Below are 1,643 nucleotides of genomic sequence, written 5' to 3'. Positions count from 1 at the left end.
AAGAAATGGTGCGTCGTGTCGGCTTCGAAGCCGAATGTCTCTCCGGCGAGGTGAAAGGCACTGATCTGCCGGCGGCCGTCGGCAAGCAGGCGGTAGACGCGGACGGCGCCGAATTCCACCTGGTAGAAGGCTCCGGCCTTTTCGCCCTGGGCGTAGATTTCGGCGCCGGCGGGATAGAAGCCGAGTGGTTGCAGCAGCGCGGGCTCGAAAGCCTCCGGCCGGTTGGGCAGGGCAGACCGTGAAGGCAGCGAAATTCTGGAGGCGGTGTAGGCGTGCATGGCTGTTTCCCGGTTGATCCGTGACACAGCAATCGCGCGAATCCGGGGGCCGCGAAATTCGGTTATATCCCTACGGGAAACTACCTAGAGCCGCTCCTCTTGAACCGGTCCAGCCATCGCTTTCGCCGGTCGCGGCAGTGAAGACAACTATTCACCCGCCTCGCGGCCCGACACCTGCTCGATCAAGATACGAAAGAAAACGTGGGGTGCGCTGTCCGACACCGGAGGCATGACCGGCTTGAGGGCGCCGGGCTCCCACCAGTCAGCGTGCTTGCTCAACACCGACCATGCGTGGTCGCGCTCGAGCTTGTGACCAATCCGGTCCGGCAGTTCTTCATAGCGGCCATCGACGACGACGCTTCTCCAGCCTCGCCCCTGGCCGCGTTCGCCCACCTGGACGGACACCAGTGGATTGGCGCGCATCCAGTCGATCTTCTTGCCGGGCATGGAAAACGCGTAGAGGTGGTTGTCGGCGTGCGCATAGTGCACCGGCACCACATAGGGCTGCCCATCCTTCGCGCACGCCAGATGGCCGACACGGTTGGCGGTCAGCATTTTCGTGCATTCTAGGGCGGATAATGTGCGGATCAGCATGTGCGAGCTCCTGAGTTTATTGGCCGTCCCACAGACTGTTGGCCCAGTCGCCGGGGGGCGGTCATTGATCGCGATCAAGGCAGGCTTACCGCTCGCGGGCAGCGGCATGAGCGGCAATTTCGCAAAATGATTCAAATCAAGGCGCGGCTTGCCGCTTCCCCCGATCATGGGGAGATGTGGAAGCCAATCCTGAGCGCTCCGTTTGGTCGCGAACTCGAACTCGCCGTCTTCGACGAGGATGGCGAACATGCGCTCGTATTTCCCTGTATAAAGGGCCAGCAGGGTTGGAAGAATGCTGGGACTGGCGTGCGCGTCGATATCCGCCCGACCCATTGGCGCTACTGGAAGTCGAAGGCAGTGCCGACAGACGACGGCAAGTCTCTCGGGGACGCTTGCTAGGGTTTGGATTCCACGATCAATGCCATGCGCACGAGATGCGACAGGCTGCCCGCGGCCATCTTGCTCATCACATTGGCACGATGAATCTCGACGGTGCGCGGACTGATACCCAGATCATAAGCGATCGTCTTGTTGGGCAGACCCGAAACGAGCCCGTCCAGAACCTGCCGCTCCCGCTCCGAAAGTGTGGCCAGGCGCGCGTGGATTTCCGCGGATTGCGGATGCGTTGCGCCTACCTGATCGCGGTTGTCCAACGCCGAGCGGATCGCATCGATCAAAACCTGGTCGTCGAACGGTTTTTCAATGAAGTCGGAAGCCCCTTCCTTCATCGCCTGAACGGCCAGCGCCACATCGGCGTGCCCCGTCATGACG

4 protein-coding genes are annotated in these 1,643 nt (G+C 61.7%); 1 reads left to right on the top strand and 3 read right to left on the bottom strand.

Going from position 1 to position 1,643, the window contains the following annotated elements; translation table 11 throughout:
* Together EN935_RS35060 and EN935_RS35055 are read right to left on the bottom strand one after the other, a co-directional pair.
* A partial coding sequence (locus tag EN935_RS35060; protein ID WP_127374176.1) for a cyclic nucleotide-binding domain-containing protein occupies positions 1-278 on the bottom strand: 278 nt, incomplete at its 3' end.
* A 147-nt stretch (positions 279-425) separates the two neighbouring features.
* A complete protein-coding gene (locus EN935_RS35055; protein WP_127266248.1) occupies positions 426-872 on the bottom strand; it encodes a pyridoxamine 5'-phosphate oxidase family protein in 447 nt (148 codons plus the stop codon).
* A 174-nt stretch (positions 873-1,046) separates the two neighbouring features.
* On the opposite strand from EN935_RS35055, the gene EN935_RS42465 reads away from it, so the two are divergent.
* On the top strand, positions 1,047-1,271 hold the full coding sequence (locus EN935_RS42465) for a hypothetical protein (protein WP_245463099.1): 225 nt from the start codon (positions 1,047-1,049) through the stop codon (positions 1,269-1,271).
* On the opposite strand, the gene EN935_RS35045 is transcribed toward EN935_RS42465, so the two are convergent.
* The coding region (locus EN935_RS35045) for a LuxR C-terminal-related transcriptional regulator (protein WP_127374175.1) at positions 1,268-1,643 on the bottom strand (376 nt) is incomplete at its 5' end. The genes EN935_RS42465 and EN935_RS35045 overlap by 4 nt on opposite strands.

The sequence above is a fragment of the Mesorhizobium sp. M7D.F.Ca.US.004.03.1.1 genome, assembly GCF_003998635.1.
Lineage (GTDB): Bacteria > Pseudomonadota > Alphaproteobacteria > Rhizobiales > Rhizobiaceae > Mesorhizobium > Mesorhizobium loti.
The sequence above is the reverse complement of the archived record's forward strand: the minus strand, read 5'-3'. Positions and strand labels throughout refer to the sequence as shown.

Bases quoted from the DNA above. Each gene is read 5' to 3' on its own strand.
- EN935_RS42465 (WP_245463099.1), top strand. From the start codon at position 1,047: ATGTGGAAGCCAATCCTGAGCGCTCCGTTTGGTCGCGAACTCGAACTC.
- EN935_RS35055 (WP_127266248.1), bottom strand. From the start codon at position 872: ATGCTGATCCGCACATTATCCGCCCTAGAATGCACGAAAATGCTGACC.